We start from the raw sequence: 18,251 nt of genomic DNA, 5'->3' as shown, positions 1-18,251 counted from the left end.
ATCTAACTCATGTAGTAGAGACGTTCTTTCGGGAAGATCACTTTAAAGGTTGAGCCTTTATTTTCTTTCGATTCAATTTCTAAATGTGCGCCGTGTTGCATGAGTACGTGTTTGACAATGGCCAATCCTAAACCGGTTCCGCCGGTTTGACGGCTACGCGCACTATCGACACGATAGAAACGCTCGGTTAAACGCGGCAAATGTTTGGGGTCGATCCCGATGCCGGTATCTTCAACCGTAAAGATGCCGTGCTCGCCATCATCATGCCAACCCATGGTAATGGTTCCGCCTTTAGGCGTGTATTTAATGGCATTGGTAATCAGGTTGCTGAAGGCGCTGGCCAGTTCGGTATCTGAACCAATCAGGTCGCAATGACTGTCGATATCTAAATTCAAGGTATGGTGATAATCAACGTTATAGGCTTGAGCATCATCAAACAGCTGGTTCATCAGACTTGGCATTTCAATAATCTGATTCTTTGCAATCTGCTTGTTGCTTTCTAAACGAGAGAGCAACAATAAGTCATTGACCAAGGCATTCATACGTCTGGTTTGTGCCTGCATCTGGTCAAAAGCACGTTTCCAGCGCGGATTTAAATCTTCCTGATCGGTAAAGGTTTCAATATAACCACTGAGTACGGTCAGGGGAGTACGCAGTTCATGGGAAATATTGTCGACAAAGTCTTTACGCATTTGTTCCAGATTATGCATACGGGTGACATCATAAGCCACCAATAAACGACTTTCGCCACCAAAACGGGTCATTTTGACTTGTACATAATGATCTTCAAAGGCAGAAGATTTCATTTTTAAGCCATCAGGCGCCTCGTCAATATGGTTGAAATATTCAATGAAATTTGGCTGACGCAGCAGGGTTAAGATATTACGCCCCCGATCTAGAGGCTGTATTCCCAATAATTTTTCCGCTGCGGGATTCCACCATTCAATCTGGTGTAATTCATCAATCAAAACTACCGCTTCGGCCAGTGCAACCAGTGAAGATTGAGCACGATCAATTAAGCCGACCATTTCTGCTTGTACAATACGTTCTTGGCGCTGTGCGCGATAAACATTAAACAGTAATGCACCCCAAATTCCATCTAAATTTGGTGGGACATCGTAAGGGCGATTGGAAATCCATTCATTGACCAAATATAATGAACGTAATTGAAAAGCGAAAAATATCGCAAAAGCGATGAAAATAAAAATCCAGAAATACCCAATCCCGATACCCATTAAACCTGCAATCAGCAGTAAAAAGGCAAGTAAACGTAAATCTTGCTTGGCAAAATTCCATAAACTGCTGTAGCGGAACCGTTTATGTTCTCGTGCTAGTTCCGGGATGGGATAGGGCTCATACATAAAACGCGATTTACCTAAAAAAACGACTAACCTAAAGCGACATCTGCGCGGGTAGAAAAACGGTAACCTGTGCCACGAACGGTTTGTATATAGCGGTCTACCCCAAAAGGTTCCAGCACTTTACGCAAGCGGCGAATATGCACGTCAATGGTCCGGTCTTCAATATATACGTTACCACCCCACACCTGATCCAGCAATTGAGCACGGGTATAGGCACGTTCGGGATGGGTCATGAAGAATGCCAGCAAACGATATTCTGTAGGGCCCATCTCTAAAATATTATCACCGAAACTGACGCGCTGGCTGACCGGATCAAGTATCAGACCGTTGGCATCAATGGTTTTTTCACCACTCAAGGCATTGGCGCGACGCAATACCGCTTTAATACGTGACACCAGTTCCCGGGTCGAGAACGGTTTGGTCATATAGTCATCTGCACCGGCATCGAGACCTTGTACTTTATGGTCTTCTTCACCGCGTGCAGTCAGCATAATCACCGGAATTTCATTTAAGCTTTCGTCGCGTTTTAAGCGACGGCACAGGTCAACCCCGCTAATCCCCCCCGGTAACATCCAATCTAATAAAATAAGCGCAGGACGTTGATCCACGATCATTTGGTGGGCTTGTTTGGCGTCTTCTGCCTGTAAGCATTGAAAGCCTGCCATGTCTAAAGAGGTGTGAATCATCTCTCGAATGGGAAGTTCGTCATCGACGATTAATATATAGTCATCTTTCACAACGCAATATCCTATTTGATGTTAACGGTGAACCGTTTTGTATTTATGACAGGCTTATTACAAAGATTAATTATGACAGTATCATTGCAGAAAGGGGCTATCTGCCAATTTTCGCAAAGAAATGTGACAATTTTTATATTCCTAAATGAATAAATTAAAATAAATCAGTCATATAAATATAATGAATTCAACGCTTTGTATATATTTCAAACTCAAGCCTAAGATAAACTTTCTTTTTTCACTATTTTGTCTTTTTCTGAAAAAGTATCCAGCAGTGATAGGAAAACAATACTGCAAGCCGATAAAACCTCTTGCATCGACTGTTTAAAACCACTGACTACCCAGCGAATGGCAATTTGAGTGACATAACCATTTAGCCCGGTTGCAACCAGAGAAATTTCACGTTCAGAACGGTCAATATGCGGCATCATTAACATGACAAAGGCATGAATCATACGGTCAAAACGCAACATGGTTTCATGAATGGTGGCTTGATTATGCAGTTCTTGCACCAGCATGGCATCGATATAAATAATCCGTGCCATACGTGGATTATCTTTTAAAGTGGTCAGCAACGCGGTTAAGCCGGATTCAATCATTTTTCGCGGATCGGTGGATGCCTGCATGATGGCTTGCATGACATTGTGCTGCAATTGGTCGATCAATTTTAAAAAAATGGTTTGAAAAAGTTCATCACTTTTCTTAAAAGATTCATAGAAATAGCGTTCGGTCAGTTTGGCTTCATTACAAATATCTTTTACCGTCACTGCAAAAAAACCATGGGTACCATAGGCTTCAATGCCGGCTTCAATCAGCTTTTCACGACGTAGCTGTTTACGCTCAGTTAAAGACAAACCTTTAAATTGACGTTCTTTGCTTTGCGACGGCTTATTTTGTTTTTCTTCAAGATTTTCGTATGCTTCAGTCATAAATGTAGTGTGCCGAATTAAATCTAGGTTTCGCCTTATATTAACAATAATTTACTCGTAGACCTATGCTGCAAATGACCAGATGCACTTTGATCTTACTATTGATCATATATTATATTGACAATATGTATTGTCAAAATTATATTGGATCAATGAACTGTACCTCATCAACAGAAAAACAATCGAGATGTTTAGGTGAATGGTGCAGAAAAAACTGGATAAGGATGTGTCATGAAAAATTTTAAAAATAAAGTTGCGGCAATTACTGGTGCAGGTTCAGGGATTGGCCAGCAATTGGCGGTTCTGTTGGCAAAGCAAGGTTGTCATTTGTCCTTAAGTGATGTGAATGAGCAAGGTTTGGCGCAAACAGTCGAACTGGTTAAAGACAGTCATGTACGGGTAACCACCAAGAAGCTGGATGTGGCTGACCGTGATGGCATGAAAGAATGGGCTGCAGATACCGTGCAAAATCACGGTTCAGTCAACATGATTTTTAACAATGCCGGGGTCGCATTGGGTTCAACCGTTGAAGGGGCAAGTTACGAAGAACTGGAATGGATCGTCAATATTAACTTCTGGGGCGTAGTTTACGGCACCAAAGAGTTTTTGCCTTTAATCAAGAAATCCGGTGAAGGACATGTCATTAATATTTCCAGTCTGTTTGGTTTAACGGCTCAACCGACCCAGTCTGCCTATAATGCCACCAAGTTTGCGGTACGTGGTTTTACTGAATCCTTGCGTCAGGAACTGGATATGGAAAACTGTGGCGTGAGTGCGCTATGTGTTCACCCAGGCGGGATTCGGACCAATATTGCCAATGCGGCAAAAATGAATGACAGCATTCGAAGCTTAGGCATGCATCCGGAACGATCAGCCAAAGCTTTTAATAAATTATTGCGCTGTCCACCTGAAGAAGCAGCTCGTCAAATTATTGAAGCGGTGCAAAAAGACAAGCGCCGTTTATTGATTGGTAATGATGCTAAAGCGGTTGATTTGATGCAGCGTATTTTGCCGAGCGGTTATCAGCGTGTTATTGCATTGGCTACAAAATTAGGCAATAAGAACAAGAAATCAGCTTAAAACATAGATATTAAAACCCGCAAATAGCGGGTTTTTTTATACCTAAAATACTGCAAAACTGACTAAAACAGGATTTAAGTCTAAAAAGAGCGGGGATCTAAAATTAAGAAATAAACATACAGAAACAAGCTGAATTTAAATAAGAAAGTGTGGAAATATCAACAGGCAGAGCACGGTAAAGCCAAGAGTCTAAATTAAATTAAAATAATAAATTAAATAGAAAAATAATTTATGTAGCTGGCAGGGTGGCAGCGAAATAAAATTTTAGCTCAGCGACTGCTGCCTTGGCGTTTAGATGAATAGTTACCTGAAAACTTAAGCCCGACTTTTAGGCTGTAACAGCAGCAACCTATTAAGGCTATTTACCCGTCAAAAATGGCTTGATTGTGCGTGGTGATATAAAGCCATTTGCTGATTATGGCGCGAACTATTGTGCGCCGTGGTTTGAGTACCTGATTGGTGGGACCTAATGTGTAGTTCATCTGCCAGAATTAAGCATTAAATCAGCCTTTCTTAGCGATTTTTGCGAGTTCAATAAGGTAATCAAGATTCAAGGAATTTTGAGGACAAGATTTAGGATGAGGCTAGCCATTTGCATGTTGCGAATAAAAGGCAATAAGTTTAATGTGTTGCTTAGACCTGTTTATATCCTGTTGTAATTATTAATTTATATAGGGTGATATCCAAGAATCAGAAGTGTGGAAAATACGCTAAAATTAAATCCTTATCCACGATAGGGGATAAGGAAAAAGAACATATCAATTAACCTTTTGATCCAGGCTTTGTAAAGAGAAATAATTTAATTACATAAATTTCAAATCAGGGCTTCAACCGTTTTTTTCTTCCACACAAACTGATAATACAGACCTTGTAGAATACATAAACAGACAAAAGCCAAAGCATAGGCATACCAAATGCCTTGCAAGCCCCACCATTGGCTGAACAAATAGGCGCACGGCACTTCAATCCCAATAATCGCAACAATATTAATAATCATAGGAACAGTTACGGTGCCACTGGCACGCATAATTGAAGCAAAAATGGCACTCGCCCCAAAGAAAATAATCGACCACAACACAATAAATAAAAGTTGCTGGCCAAGTACCACCACTGTCGGGTCAGTGATAAAGAGTGCCATCAGATATTTTGAGAACAGATAGGCCAATGCTACTAGGCCACCTGTAATGATGATATTCATACCGAGTGCGGTACGCGTCACTTTGTTCAGGAGTTCCGATTTACCCGCACCAATGGCTTGAGCGGCAAAAATGGAAGCAGCAATAGATATAGACAGGGCAGGGAACTGAATGTAATTCAGCACCTGATTGACTGCACCATAAGCTGCGGTTGCATGAGAACCATAATGATTCACCAAGCCGACAATCACTAAACCGGCAACGGATGTCGTGACCATTTGAATCCCGGTTGGAACGCCTAAACGCAGAATAATTTTACTGAGTTCAGGTTGATGACGAATATGGCCGAGCAGATGACGGTCAGGTTTAAGTGGATGATCCTTTTTATTTAAGTACACAGCCAAAAAGATCAGTACCGCAAGGTATCCGACAATGGTGGCAATGGCAGGTGCAACAATGCCCATTTTCGGAAAACCAAAATATCCTGCAATCAGCACTGGGGTGATCATGACACCAATCAGAATGGTCATGCCAGATGCAATCAGCGGGGTGGTACTATCACCGACACCGCGCAAAATAGAAGTATAAATAATATAAATAAACAGCAACGGACTGCCGGCAAGCATCCACTGTACATAAGGCAGGGACAGATGCATGACGTCCGGATCTGTGCCTAAGGCAAGCAAAATATGTTCAGCAAAAAGCACCCCAAGCAGGGCAATAATACTGCCGCCAATTAAAGTCATAAACAGGGTCGAACCAACCACACAGCGCACTTTTTCAACATTTTTAGCCCCCCAAGCTTGTCCAACCAATACTGTTGCACCCGCTGAAAGGCCAATCACAAAAGCCATCAAACAGAACAAAATCGGGAAGAACACAGCCACGGCGGCAATGGCATTCACTCCCATCATTTGCCCTACAAAAACGGTATTAATCGTTCCTGACAGGTTTTGCAAAATATTGGTCGCAATCAACGGCAGCAGGAAAACTAAAAAAGTTTTCCATAATTTCTGTTGAGTGAGCAGTGATTTATGGTGAGCCATTGAGCGTCCTGTAAAAGTATTTTTATCATTTTTCAGATTTAAGCTCACCCTACCTGAATTAGCTTAAAAAAGCCTTAGTTGTTAAGTAACTAAGGCTTAAACTTATGAAGTAATCATGAACCTAAACAGCAGATAAAATGGCAGAGGCTTGTTCCAAGGTTTCATCTTTTTTGGCAAAACAAAAACGGATTAAACGTAAATTTTCGGGCGCTTGCTGATAAAAAACCGACACTGGAATGGCAACAATACCATGATGCTCTGCAAGAAATTTACACATCTCGACATCGTTTAAATCGGGGCGAATGGCACTGTAATTTAGGTTCTGGAAATAAGTTCCTTGCGATGGGGTAAAGTAAAAGCGAGAGTTGCGAATACCAGCATTAAAAAGATCGCGTTTGTCTTGATAAAAATCGGCCAGCTGATCGATATGTTCAGGATGTTGCTGCATAAAAGTCGCCAGTGCCATTTGTATGGGAGTGACACCGCAGAAACTGACAAATTGATACACTTGTCTAAATAGTTTCATCAATTCGGGTGAGGCAATGCAGTAACCAGTTTTCCAGCCCGTGACATGAAAGGTTTTACCAAAGGACCCCACAACAATACTGCGGTCACGCAATTCAGGAAAAGAAAGCGCTGAATAATGCTTTTGACCGTCATAAACCAGATGTTCATAGACTTCATCGGACAGCACCACAATATTCTTGTCCCGAATCAGTTCAATTAAATTCAACCAGTCCTGATGTGACCAAATTGCACCGGTGGGGTTGTGAGGAGTATTCACAATGATCATTCGGGTTTTGTGGTTAATGGCATCCTTAACCTGATTCCAGTTTACGGAAAACTCAGGCGCAAGCAGCGGAATATGAATGGCTTTGCCGCCCACCAGTTTCACGCTGGGGCCATAACTGTCGTAACAGGGATCAAAAATAATAACTTCATCACCGGCATGGATGAGGGCCTGAATGGTGCAAAAAATCCCGATGGTTGCCCCTGGAGTAATGGTGATTTCAGTGATGGGATCAATCACCAGTTGATCGCGTTTTAAAAATTGATGTGCCAATTGTCCACGTAGCGAAATCAGTCCATCACTGGGTGCATATTGATTAAAACCCTCTAAAGTCGCTTGGCTTAAAGCTTTTAATAATGCCGGCGGAGCTGCAAAATCGGGAAAACCTTGAGAGAGATTTAACGCATTCAGACGATGTGCCATTGCAGTCATCACGCTGAAAATAGTCAGTCCTTGTGCAGGTAATTTGGAATGGAAGTCAAGCATGACCCGAACTCTTGAATATTGTTATTCTTTTCAGTGTAGCAGCAAGCATGGATTGGAAAAATAAAACTCCAGATTTAATCGCTACATTTTTAAGCTCATCTTATCCATTTAAGAATGCAGTTTTATCAAAATAACAAAAAACTCACTAGACTAAAAAAACAACATTTCCTAGAATGCAGCCACTTATTAAAATAATATTCTTAAAACAATAAATTATTATGTTAAACACTATTCAGACTGTAATTGAAGCTATGGGCTTAAGTTTGCAAAAACGCGCCCTGCATATATCTTTTTCCAACGAACTGCTCAATCCGCAGGTCTTTATTCAAAGAATTGAAGGACAACATCGGGTTAATCATGGCTTCAAGGCTGAACTGATTTGCCTGTCGACCAATGCCTATATTCCCCTCAAGCAATTTATTGGTGGACGAGTAGCGGTCGATCAGGTGACGGACCTCGGTGAACTCGCTCGAATTACGGGTATGGTGACGGGCGCCAGCCAAGGTCAAAGTGATGGGGCACTTACCCTGTATAAGCTGACCATTGAAGATGCGACAGCACTCTGGCACAAGCGCCGGAATAGTCGTGTGTTTATGAACAAAAGTGTGCGCGATATCAGTGAAATACTGTTCAAGGAGTGGCAAGCTAAAAGTAGCTTATTTGCAGCCAGCTTAAGTCTAAATACTCAAGGCTTAATCCGAGAATACGATATCCGTCCTTTTGTGATGCAATCCAATGAAACGGATTATGAATTTCTGACCCGACTGTGGCGCAGTGAAGGCATTAACTGGCTGATTGATGAGACTGAACACCGCGTTGCAGTTTCCTGCTCCGCAATTCAGCCGCAGAAACTACGTTTAATTGATGATAACAATCAATATAGTGCTTTAAGCAGAAGATCGATCCGATTCCATCGCAGTCATGCCACAGAGCGCTTAGACAGCATTACCAGTTTTGTTGCCGAACGCTCTTTGCAGTCTACCGCTATTCAGCTACAACGCTGGCAACCTAGCAGTCAGTCTCAAGATCAAGCCAATAGTTTGCTGACTAATCATCGGCATAGTGATGTACAAGACAATGAAACCTTAAGCTTGGAGCAAGTCTGGAGCATCAGCCCGGCATGGACAGCAGATTTAACCGGTCAGGATCAGACCACGACTTCGGGCAGTCAGCAGTTAGAAAAACTCAATCAGCAGTTGTCTCAATATCAAGACTTGCAGGCCAAATACTTCACGGCCAATAGCAGTGTGCGTGATGCACAGGTGGGATATTGGTTTGAATTAACTGATCATCCAGAAATTGACCTGCATTCAGGTTCGGACAAAGAATTTCTAATTCTGGGCAAAGCTTTTTATAACCAAAATAATTTACCCAAAGACATTCTTCGTCAGCTAGATGCATTATTAAGCTTGAGTCGCTGGCAGCATCAGGGCGATGAACGACAAGCCAATGAGCTGTATGTGGTTCGTCGCAATATTCCCGTGATACCTGAATATAATCCTTTAGTGCATAGACCGGTAGCCTATCCGCAACGTGCCAAAGTGGTGGGTCCTGAAGGTGAAACTATTTTTGTGGATGCATGGGGACGTATCAAAGTCCGTTTCATGTTTACGCGTGTGGACGACCATGATCACGATGGCGGTGCAGGGAGTAATGACAACGATACCGATTCCGCTTGGGTGGATGTGTTAACCCCTTGGGCCGGTGAAGGGTATGGCGCGCGATTTCATCCTCGAATTGGTGAAATTGTGGTGATCGACTTTTTTGAAGGTGATGTTGATCGACCATTTGTCGTCGGGCGTATTCATGAGGCTGAACGTCATCAGACCATGTTCGATATTAAAGGTCAGTTGCCTGATACCAAAAAACTGAGTGGTATTCGCTCTCAAGAGGTCGGTGGTGCGGGCTTTAACCAACTCCGTTTTGATGACACAACAGGACAGATCAGTAGCCAATTGCAGAGCAGTCATGGTGCCAGTCAGTTGAATTTGGGTAACTTGAGCCATCCTAAAGCTGCCGAAACCAGTAGCGGTCGTGGTGAAGGATTTGAGCTAAGAACCGACCAATATGGAGCTGTTCGTGCGGGTAAGGGGCTACTGATTTCGACACATCCTCAAGATCAAGCCAGTGCTCATCATCTCAGTACAAATGAAGCAAGAACTCAACTGCAATCGAGTCTAAATAATTCTGAAGCATTGAGTCAAATCGCAAAGAATCAGCTGACAGATCCGTTAGATGTTTTAGAAAATTTAAAGGTTTTTCTTGAGCAAATTGAAAGTGGGGAAAAAGAAAGGGCGGATAATTTTAAACAGGCTTTAATGCTACTCGCTGCCCCTCATTCGATTGCCCTGGCGACAAATGCAGATATTCATATTTCAGCAGATCAACAGATTAACCATAATGCAGGCGAAAGTATTAACTTCAGTACACAAAAGTCTTTGATTGGGCATGCACATAAAAAAATTAGTCTTTTTGCCGCACAAGAAGGAGCAAAGTTTTATGCAGGAAAAGGAAAAGTTGAATTACAAGCACAGGATGATGCAATTGAAGTCATTGCTCGCAAAGTCATTAAGCTGATTTCGACTGAAGATAAGATTGAGATCACCAGTCCGAAAGAGATTGTACTGACCGCTGGTGGTTCACAAATAAAAATTAATAGTGAAGGTATTTTTACCACCACGGGTGGCAAGTTTGAGAGCAAGGCGGGGCAGCATAGTTTTGTGGGAGGGGGGAAAGTATTAACACCTCAGGTAAGTTTACCAATGCTTGAAACTCCGTATAGCAATCAAATTGATTATAGTTGGAGCAGATCATCTGCAGGTGAAAAGGAAATTTTCATTGTGGGTAAATCAGATGGAAAATTAATTAAAAATACTAAAAATGAATTAGATAGCGAAAAAAATATTAGTTCCTTAAGATTCTATACTGCACAACAATCAGAATTTACCGCAGTGGGATTTAACTCTTTAAATACTTATTTAAGTCAGGAAATACCAAATGACAATATTGATGAACTGATGGAAGAAATTGAAGAAGAGATTTTTGAGGATGATGAAGTTTATACGGAAGAGGACTTTGATTAATGAGTAATTTAGTCACTATTACCTCTAAATTCTATGATAAATCGGGACGTCGAATTATCAATTTAAATGTAAAGTCTCGTTATCATGGATCAACCAAAGAAAATCAGCAAAATACAGATAAAAAAGGATTTTTCATCTTTCACGCATCTCCAAATAGGACAATCGAGATTTTAGCTAAACCACCGAATACTAGCGATTATAAAGTTTTTAAAACGATCAGCTCATCGATAGTTTCATCTGAACTTAATCCGATAAAAGTTCAATTGCCAAAAACTATTGAGGAATATAAAACGGGAAAGGTAAAACAGCCTGCAAATGGAATAGTGATTACTCTCTTTAAAGTTATAGATAGTAAAGGAAAAGTTATGGTTAATTTTCCTGTTCAATCTAGACCCAAAGGTAAAAAAGCTTTTGAACGTTCTACTAATAAAGATGGGATTGTAGAAATAGAATCCTCTCCAAATAGAGAAATAGAAATTTTAGTGCTTACATCGAGTGATAGATTTCTTTTAAAAAAATCTGTAAATTCCGGCAATGGGTCACAACAGCCAATTCTTATTAAATTAGATGAACCATATGATAATTTTAAAAGTTTATTTACAATAACTCTGCTAGATAGAAATGATAATAACTATATTGTAGAAAAAACGAACGTTGAAATATTGGCTTTAGAGAGTAGAGAAAAGAATATAATCACTACTTCAAATGGAAAAATTGTAGTTCGTGGTCATATTGGAAAGTGGCTAAGGATAACAGTATATAAACCTGATGGTACACCATTAAAATCTATAAACTATTTACCAAAAATAATAAATGAAAGTTCAGTTAAGTTGCATTTAGACGTGGATGTAACGAATGGAATTACTCAACAAGATGAACCAGTTATAAATAAAAGCATTAATCATAAAAAGTGCTCTTCTGAATGCATTATTCAAACATATTCTTTTGAAACATCTTTAGGAACAATGATTATTTCCAAAGAATCTCTTGAATCAATTCTAAAATGGGAAAAATATGAATTTAAACCTTATGTGCCGAGTAAAGGGGGAGATGGTAGAAGTGGGGTAACATTAGGATATGGTTATGATTTAGGACAACAGAGTATAGAACAAATTAAAAAAGATTTAGCTTTATATTATAATCCAGATCAAATCCAACGCTTATTAAAAGCTCAAGGGAAAAAAGGCGTATCTGCACAAGCCTTAGTTAGTAGCCTATCTGATATTACGATAAGTAAAAATAAAGCTTATGATATGGTAATGATAGTAAAGAAAAGATATGCAAAAGATACATTAAAAATTTACCCTGATATTTTAAAATATCATCCTCATTGTCAAGGTGCGATTTTATCGCTTGTATATAATCGATATATAGGTCTTAAAGGAAATAGACGAAAAGAAATGAGAGAAATTCAGGATGATTTGAAAAAAAGTGGAAGTAATGTTTCTATATCTTTAAGAAATATGAAACGTTTGTGGACAACAAAACAAAATAGAGGTTTACAAGCGAGACGAGAAGATGAAGCAAAAATTTTTGAAAAAGGATTAAAATGTGATTGTTATAAATAAATTTTTATTTTGCTTAGTTTTATTGGTTTCTTTAAATACTCATGCAGTTATTCCTGAAGATTTTTTATACAAAGATGCTCTGAAAGTGAAATGTAAAGAAGGAAGCTCTATGCAAGAGGACTTAATGTATTGTGTCTCAAGGGATTATTTAGAGTCAGATGAGTTTTTAAATATAAAATATAAAGACAAAATTAAATTAATGAATAAAGTTAAGAAAAAAGAATTATTAATAAGTCAAAGAGTATGGTTGAAAAACCGAAAAAATAAATGTACAGCTGAATATAAAGAGGCAGAAGGGGGGAGAGAAGCACCCATTTATTTAATTGATTGTTATGCACAAGAAAATCATAAACGAATAAAATTTTTAGAAAATTATAAATAATCTGAATAATTGATAAAATTAAATTAAATTAAAAAAAGTGTACTAGAAGCTTTAAGGTGTAAATTAACTTTCTAAATGGCTTCTAGTTATCTTTCTTTAACATTAAATTTTTTCCTGGGATTCAGGCTAATGCAAATAATAGCTACATTTTACTTCACCCTTCCAACACTTCCTCTAACAACTCCTCACTTGGGGCAAAGTAATAAGCACCATCTACTGGAGTTACAAAGTGAAGCAGGCGGTCATGAATACCATCACCAGCTGTACCAAACATGTGTTGCAACATATGGTCGACAATTTCTAAGTTCTTGGTATAAGCAATAAAGAATAAACCTTGGTCACCTCGACCTTCACCATATGGCAGAGAGTGACGTAAAATTTCCATTTCTTCGCCTTTTTCATCCTCAATTACTACGCGCGCAATATGAGCATTCTTTGGTTTAACCTCATCGTCCATTTCAATCGATTCTAACTTGCTTCGCCCCATTACATTTTCTTGCGCATCAACTTTTAGCTGTTTCCATTTTTCCAGATTATGTGTATAGCGCTGTGCAAATACAAAAGAACCATCGGCAAAAATTCCCGCATCTTCACCCAATAAAGCGACTTCGGCACGGTCATCGGGGAATTGTGGATTTTCAGTTCCATCAATAAAACCGGTAATGTCACGCCCATCGAAATAACGGAAACATACACGTTCATCCAGTACTTCAACTTTATCCTGAATGCCTTCAAAGAAAGATTGGCTTAATGCAAAACAGATGTCTGTGCGTTGCGATGCCACATGAATCAATATATCAGCAATAGAAACAGGCATTTGAAATGAACCTTGAATCGGCTCAAGCTGTTTAAAACCTGCAGGTGTCTGGTTATAGAGTTTTGCCCAAAGTTCGGGACCAAACGCTACAGCGGTTTTAATTTGTGCATTAGGATGCTGGGTGATTAAACGATCACGTGTCGTAAATAAATCTTCAAGTTTTTCTTTTAACTCATCAATTGTTAAGTCTTTTAAACGCAAAACAATAAACCGCGCATGATCTGAAGGTAACGGTAAAATTACAGATTGGGCAGTCATACAGGGCTCCTAACAATTTTTGCAAAATATGTGGCTGGCTTTATTGTGCCCTATCACTGCCAAGGTGAATAGTCCAAAGTTTTATTTTGATTATTGATTTTTAACGTTTCATAAGCGTGAAAAGTCTTATAATAGTCACAAATTTTTATCTGCTTATATTTTATGTCTTACCAAGTTTGGCTGGCGTATATGCTGGCGTGTTGGGTAATTAGTATTTCTCCTGGCGCAGGTGCAATTGCCTCAATGTCGAGCGGTTTAAACTATGGTTTTCGACGCGGCTATTGGAATGCTTTAGGTCTGCAAGTTGCCTTGTTGCTGCAAATTGGTATTGTAGCTGCTGGGGTAGGGGTGCTGTTTGCAACTACGCCTTGGGCTTTTCTAGTGGTGAAATGGTTTGGCGTGCTGTATTTATTGTATCTGGCATATTTGCAATGGAACGCAGCGCCCCAGTCGATTGAGATTCAACAGGAACAACCGGATAAATCAATTGCTAAATTGGTCTTGCATGGTTTCTTGGTTAATCTGAGTAATCCCAAAGCCATTGTATTTTTACTTGCAGTGTTGCCGCAGTTTTTGGATTTGTCCAAACCGCAATGGATCCAATATCTGATTATGGCGATAACCATGATTACAATTGATTTGATTGTCATGGCGGGCTATACCGGACTGGCAGCTAAAGTTTTACGGTTACTGAAATCGCCAAAACAGCAAAAGTATATGAACCGTACTTTTGCGATATTATTCAGCTGTGCAGCCGGATTACTGAGTTTGATCAGTCATCAGTAAAGACTTTTTCCCTCTCCTGAAAAGGAGAGGGTTAGGCAGAGTTTGTTGGAAAATAAAAAGCATCTTAAAAATAATGCATATAAAGGAAAGACTAAGCCATCTTCTTCACTTTTTGCACTGCAAAAATCAGTGCAAATAAAATCGCCATGGTCAGCACAATGGTTAAGCCGGTGGAGGTATCTAAACCTGCACTAGACCATAGACCAACGGTTATTCCAATTTGAGCAATCACAAAAGCCCAAATCACCATCTGTTTCGGAGAATGTGCCAGTAAGCGTGCAGTTAATGCCGGAATCACCAGTAAAGCACCCATCAATAATGAACCTACCGCACGTAAAGCCAATACGGTAAAGAGTGCCAATAACAACATAAACACCAGACGTTGCCATTTGGCATTCACACCTTCACTGACGGCCATATCAGGATCAATTGCCATTTGAATTTGCGCTTGCCAGTTTTTATATAGCACAGCCAGTGCAGCAAGAATGACAAAAGCAAACATCGGTAGATCTGACCAGGAAATTTGTAGCAGATCACCAAACAAATAGCTGAGCAGTTCCGGTCTTAAGCTTGGAATATGCTGAATAAACATTAATCCTGAACAGAGCAGGGTGGCTGAACAGAGCGCCAGCAAAGCATCATTGGGCAGACGAGGGTCATGCAGCACCCATAAAACACCGACCAATAAAAATGCCAAAAAGGTCACGCCTAACCACAGTGGCAGACTTAAGGCACCGGCAATAGCAACACCCAGTAAAGTGCCATGTGCCATGGTGTCGGCAAAAAACGACATCCGTCGCCATAACATTAAACAACCCAGTGGCGCAGTCAGAAACACCAGTAATGTTCCCATGGTCCATGCAGGTAACAATAGTTGTAACCATTCCATCATGGCTTAAGCTTCCGGTTCTGGGTGAATATGAGGGCGTGGGTCATGCTGGCACGGAGTTGCACTGTCACCATGCGCGCAATGATCATGATGATGCTGATAGAAAGCGCGATTGGTACCGAAAATGGCTTGATACTCTGGATGCTTCTGTACATTTTCAGGTAAACCGCTGCAGCAAATGTGCTTATTCAAACACACCACGCGGTGCGTACCTTGCATCACCCATTGCAGGTCGTGCGATACCATTAATACGGCACAGCCATATTTGATCGGCAAGCTTCTAACATATTCGTACAGTTCAGCTTCAGATTGAATGTCTAAGCCTTGCATCGGCTCATCCAGAACCAGAACATCGGGTTGGCGCAGTAAAGCACGTGCCAGCAAGACACGTTGCCGTTCACCACCTGAAAGTTGCTGAACTTTAGCATCTTGTAATTTAGTAATACCGGTATCGTAAATAATTTCTGCTTTTCTATCGGCATCACATTTTTCTAAAGCCAATAAGTCTTTTACACGCAAAGGCAGGCTGTGCGAGGGATTAAACTTTTGCGGCACATAAGAAAATTTTAATTTTTTATTGCTATGAATTTTGCCTGCATTGGCTTTTACAATCCCTAAAAGGACTTTAATTAGGGTCGATTTTCCTGCGCCATTCGGACCAATCAGCGTGACAATTTCTCGCTCATGCAAGGCGAAATCGACATTCTTTAAAATGTCACGCTCATCGATACGTACACTGATTTTGTCTAATGCAATCAGTGGAAGGGCGGTTATTATTTGTTGCGACACTGCTGACATATCCCAGAAATTTCAATAATACTGTGATGTGCAGTAAATTGATCAGATGCTGAAAGCGCATCTAATTGTGTTAATAAACCCTGTGCAGAAGCTTCGGTCACATTTTTGCAATCGGTACAAATTAAAAATGCAGCCTGATGTCCTTCACGCGGATGACAACAAGGAATGTAGGCATTAATAGAAGTTAACCGATGAATTAAACCTTTTTCTAATAAAAAGTCTAAAGTACGATAAACCGTCGGTGGGGCAGCAGGGCGGTCTGAATCGCTCTTGATTTTAGCCAGTAAGTCATATGCGCCCATGGGACCTGTAGCATTTAAAATCAGTCCTAATACTTCTTTGCGTAAGGGGGTTAAACGCGCACCAGTGATTGCACAGAGATTTTCCGCTTCAGCAAGACGTGTTTCGACATTATGATGGTCATGTACGCCATGTAATGCATTGTGATGTTCATGAGAACATGAGCTCATAGCTAACCTCAAGTGCGAAATTTATAAAAACAAACGAACTCTAAATCTTAACATGAAGCGATACTGGTTTCGATTAGACGTAGGTATTTTTGTCGAATTGTTATATTATAACACCTGTTGAATATTTGGTGATCTTCTTTCATGTCCCGTTTCTTTGCATTTTGTGCGCTTGCTTTATTCAGTAGCTTAAGCTGGTCACAGAGTTTAGTGGTTTCTACGCATCCAATTTATCTTATTGCTGAAGAAATCACGCAAGGGGTTGAAAAGCCTGTATTGTTATTGGCAGATCAAACCGGACACGATGTCACGCTTACACCTGCACATCGCAAAGCCATTCTAGATGCATCATTGGTGATCTGGTTGGGCAAAGCACATGAAGCACCGCTTGATAAGCTGTTGTCGGATAATCCCAAAGCCATTTCAATTTTAGATTCAGGTATCGTGCAAACGTTGCCGCAGCGCAATACCCGTGGGGTCGCTTTAAATAATACGGTCGATACTCATGTTTGGCTTGATCCAAATAATGCAGTACGGATTGGCTTCTTTATCGCTGCATTGCGTTCACAACAATTACCTGAATATAAAGACGTCTATTGGGCGAACGCCAAGCGCTTTGCACAAGAGATGTTTCAGGCTACACAACAATATAATACGAGTTCACCTGCAAAGACCTACTGGTCGTATCACGATGCTTATCAATATTTAGAACGTGCCTTAAATGTGAAATTTGCCGGTGCATTAACCGATGATCCGCATGTTGCACCGACTATGGCGCAAATTAAATACTTAAATGATAGTCGTCCAAGTCGCAATATGTGTCTGTTGGCAGAAGGGCATGCCAGTAAAAACCAGTACCAAAAATTAAATCCGATTACCTTTCAGGCCGTAGATGAAAGTATGCGCGGGGCAGGGGATTTTGTGGTGGCGTGGAAGAAACTTGCCGAGCAAACCCATAACTGCGTGCTAAATGCACGAAAGTAATACAAAAAATAAACAACTATTGATTAGTAACAAAGCAACTTAATCGTTGAAAAAAACAAGACTTAGGTCGGGAAAAGATTGCATGTTCAGGGGTGTAACTCTATAATGCCTGCGATTAAAACGATCATCAGCTAAACTTGTCAAGCATGATTGCTGTGAGTGAATAAATAATGAGCCGAACTAGTCGCATGATTGATCGACGATTAGCGAAAGCTTTGGTCATCTTACAAACATGTATGATTCCTGTTTCAGCCTTGATAGGGTGGGTCCTGAAAGACTCAACTGCAGCTTACAGCGCTGCGCTTGGTGCGTTGGTGTGCTGGCTTGCAAGTTGTTATTTTTCTTGGCAATCATTTCGAGCCGCAGGTGCACGAGCTTCAAAGCAGGTTCTTTCGAACATGTATAGAGGCCTGATGGGCAAGTTTGCAATTGTGATCGTTGGTTTCATTTTAATTTTAAGTAACGTTAAACCGTTGTCAGCGGGAGCGTTGTTTTGTGGTTTTATCCTCGTTCAAGCCATGTCGTGGGTCGCTCCTTTTTTAGCGTCACGTCTACAAAAACGGGTTTAAGCACAACAAAAAATTGAAAAGTTTTTTAGGAGATGGACGAGATATCAGGCAGCACGCGATGTTCGTTCACTCTATTTAGTATTTG

At 40.5% G+C, this 18,251-nt stretch carries 16 protein-coding genes; 7 read left to right on the top strand and 9 right to left on the bottom strand.

Annotation, left to right across the window (positions count from 1 at the left end; genetic code table 11):
• Positions 1–2: 2 nt before the first annotated feature.
• The 3 genes from phoR to AY606_RS03190 all read right to left on the bottom strand — a co-directional run bounded on the left by phoR (position 3) and on the right by AY606_RS03190 (position 3,027).
• On the bottom strand, positions 3–1,361 hold the full coding sequence (gene phoR / locus AY606_RS03200) for a phosphate regulon sensor histidine kinase PhoR (RefSeq protein WP_067864651.1): 1,359 nt from the start codon (positions 1,359–1,361) through the stop codon (positions 3–5).
• Between the two features lie 26 nt (positions 1,362–1,387).
• Entirely contained in the window at positions 1,388–2,098 is a 711-nt protein-coding gene (phoB, locus tag AY606_RS03195; protein ID WP_067864648.1) for a phosphate regulon transcriptional regulator PhoB, read from the bottom strand.
• A gap of 218 nt (positions 2,099–2,316) precedes the next feature.
• Positions 2,317–3,027, bottom strand: a complete 711-nt coding sequence (locus AY606_RS03190; RefSeq protein ID WP_067864645.1) for a TetR/AcrR family transcriptional regulator — start codon at positions 3,025–3,027, stop codon at positions 2,317–2,319.
• 231 nt (positions 3,028–3,258) lie between these two features.
• Here AY606_RS03190 and AY606_RS03185 point away from each other — a divergent pair, with 231 nt between their 5' ends.
• A complete protein-coding gene (locus AY606_RS03185; protein ID WP_067864642.1) occupies positions 3,259–4,107 on the top strand; it encodes an SDR family NAD(P)-dependent oxidoreductase in 849 nt (282 codons plus the stop codon).
• A gap of 814 nt (positions 4,108–4,921) precedes the next feature.
• On the opposite strand, the gene AY606_RS03180 is transcribed toward AY606_RS03185, so the two are convergent.
• Positions 4,922–6,289 (bottom strand): MATE family efflux transporter, encoded by a 1,368-nt coding sequence (locus AY606_RS03180; RefSeq protein ID WP_067864639.1) that lies wholly within the window; start codon positions 6,287–6,289, stop codon positions 4,922–4,924.
• Positions 6,290–6,410: 121 nt separating this feature from the next.
• Positions 6,411–7,565 (bottom strand): methionine aminotransferase, encoded by a 1,155-nt coding sequence (locus AY606_RS03175; protein ID WP_067864636.1) that lies wholly within the window; start codon positions 7,563–7,565, stop codon positions 6,411–6,413.
• 218 nt (positions 7,566–7,783) lie between these two features.
• Between AY606_RS03175 and AY606_RS03170 the strand changes: the two genes are divergently transcribed.
• Genes AY606_RS03170 through AY606_RS03160 form a run of 3 tightly spaced genes read left to right on the top strand, consistent with a single transcriptional unit; the run spans position 7,784 to position 12,598 of the window.
• Positions 7,784–10,648, top strand: coding sequence for a type VI secretion system Vgr family protein (locus AY606_RS03170; protein WP_067864634.1), 2,865 nt, complete (start codon positions 7,784–7,786; stop codon positions 10,646–10,648).
• The gene (locus tag AY606_RS16510; protein WP_249409210.1) at positions 10,648–12,216 is read left to right on the top strand and encodes a pesticin C-terminus-like muramidase; all 1,569 of its coding nucleotides are present in this window, start codon (positions 10,648–10,650) and stop codon (positions 12,214–12,216) included. The genes AY606_RS03170 and AY606_RS16510 overlap by 1 nt, the downstream gene beginning before the upstream one ends.
• Positions 12,200–12,598 (top strand): lysozyme inhibitor LprI family protein, encoded by a 399-nt coding sequence (locus tag AY606_RS03160; RefSeq protein ID WP_067864631.1) that lies wholly within the window; start codon positions 12,200–12,202, stop codon positions 12,596–12,598. Before AY606_RS16510 ends, AY606_RS03160 begins: the two co-directional genes overlap by 17 nt.
• A gap of 154 nt (positions 12,599–12,752) precedes the next feature.
• Here AY606_RS03160 and AY606_RS03155 read toward each other — a convergent pair whose 3' ends face one another.
• Positions 12,753–13,673 carry a Dyp-type peroxidase gene (locus AY606_RS03155; RefSeq protein WP_067864628.1) on the bottom strand — a complete coding sequence of 307 codons (921 nt, stop codon included), beginning with the start codon at positions 13,671–13,673 and terminating at the stop codon, positions 12,753–12,755.
• 162 nt (positions 13,674–13,835) lie between these two features.
• Here AY606_RS03155 and AY606_RS03150 point away from each other — a divergent pair, with 162 nt between their 5' ends.
• Positions 13,836–14,459, top strand: coding sequence for a LysE family transporter (locus tag AY606_RS03150; RefSeq protein ID WP_067864625.1), 624 nt, complete (start codon positions 13,836–13,838; stop codon positions 14,457–14,459).
• A 91-nt stretch (positions 14,460–14,550) separates the two neighbouring features.
• Here AY606_RS03150 and znuB read toward each other — a convergent pair whose 3' ends face one another.
• The 3 genes from znuB to AY606_RS03135 are packed head-to-tail and all read right to left on the bottom strand — an operon-like array spanning position 14,551 to position 16,616.
• Positions 14,551–15,351, bottom strand: coding sequence for a zinc ABC transporter permease subunit ZnuB (znuB, locus tag AY606_RS03145; RefSeq protein WP_067864622.1), 801 nt, complete (start codon positions 15,349–15,351; stop codon positions 14,551–14,553).
• A gap of 3 nt (positions 15,352–15,354) precedes the next feature.
• On the bottom strand, positions 15,355–16,146 hold the full coding sequence (znuC, locus tag AY606_RS03140; protein WP_067864619.1) for a zinc ABC transporter ATP-binding protein ZnuC: 792 nt from the start codon (positions 16,144–16,146) through the stop codon (positions 15,355–15,357).
• Entirely contained in the window at positions 16,122–16,616 is a 495-nt protein-coding gene (locus AY606_RS03135; RefSeq protein WP_067864614.1) for a transcriptional repressor, read from the bottom strand. The genes znuC and AY606_RS03135 overlap by 25 nt, the downstream gene beginning before the upstream one ends.
• 141 nt (positions 16,617–16,757) lie before the next feature.
• On the opposite strand from AY606_RS03135, the gene AY606_RS03130 reads away from it, so the two are divergent.
• Both AY606_RS03130 and AY606_RS03125 read left to right on the top strand, forming a co-directional pair.
• Positions 16,758–17,597, top strand: a complete 840-nt coding sequence (locus tag AY606_RS03130) for a metal ABC transporter solute-binding protein, Zn/Mn family (RefSeq protein ID WP_067864611.1) — start codon at positions 16,758–16,760, stop codon at positions 17,595–17,597.
• A gap of 170 nt (positions 17,598–17,767) precedes the next feature.
• Positions 17,768–18,166: an ATP synthase subunit I gene (locus AY606_RS03125; protein WP_067864608.1), complete on the top strand. Its 399-nt coding sequence runs from the start codon at positions 17,768–17,770 to the stop codon at positions 18,164–18,166.
• Positions 18,167–18,251 lie beyond the last annotated feature (85 nt).

Origin of the sequence: Acinetobacter sp. SFB, from assembly GCF_001647545.1 — a bacterium.
Lineage (GTDB): Bacteria > Pseudomonadota > Gammaproteobacteria > Pseudomonadales > Moraxellaceae > Acinetobacter.
Note: the sequence above shows the minus strand (reverse complement) of the source record. Positions and strands in the feature narration are given on the sequence as shown.